The organism is Cryobacterium sp. MLB-32 (assembly GCF_000738085.1).
In the GTDB taxonomy this organism is placed as follows: Bacteria; Actinomycetota; Actinomycetes; order Actinomycetales; family Microbacteriaceae; genus Cryobacterium.
In genome coordinates this window covers 1-727 of sequence record NZ_JPRS01000449.1, presented here as the reverse complement: position 1 = coordinate 727, position 727 = coordinate 1, and the positions used below count along the sequence as shown (strand labels likewise).

Below are 727 nucleotides of genomic sequence, written 5' to 3'. Positions count from 1 at the left end.
CGCGGATGGGTTTGTAAGTCAAGTTGGGCCGGTTCCTCAGTAATCCGCTGGGGAAAATCACTGTATGTGAACGGCCCCGGCCATAGACTGCCCGGGTTCTCAGTTACGTCGCGAGTGCGTCGTTGTTCTGCCATGTACTGAACACAACCCAGGAATATCTCTATGCCTCAGAGCAAGAACAATTACGATCCGAAATACGCTTCCAAAAGCGGCCCGAACCGTGGCGGATCCAACAACCAGGGCAGCAAAAGCCCCTCACACCGTGGCTTCAAGGCCGACGAAGGCGCGCCCAAGAAGCAGCGCTGGAACGCCGACGAGCGCGCATCCCGCGCCGCAGAGCGTCCCGCGAGCGATCGCGGCAGCTACGGCGACCGCCCCTCGTATGGTGCACGCACCGACCGTCCGTCCACCGGATCGCGTCCCGCCTACAACAACGACCGCAACAGCGATCGCCCTGCTCGCAGCAACAGCGACCGTCCGTCGTACAACGACCGTGCCCCTCGTGGTGACCGTCCGGCCTACAACAACGACCGCGCGCCTCGTGGCGACCGTCCTTCCTATAACAACGATCGTCCGTCGTACGGCAATGACCGTCCCCGCACCGAGCGTCCGTCCTACGGCGACCGCGCACCGCGCACCGACCGTCCTTCCTACAACAACGACCGTCCGGCCCGCAGCAACGATCGTCCGTCGTACAACGACCGCGCGCCTCGTGGCGACCGTCCTT

General features: G+C 63.5%; 1 pseudogene. It reads left to right on the top strand.

Features of this window, described 5'->3' with window-relative positions:
• Nucleotides 1-162 precede the first annotated feature (162 nt).
• Nucleotides 163-727, top strand: a pseudogene (locus JF66_RS19310) (ATP-dependent helicase); the annotation flags it as partial.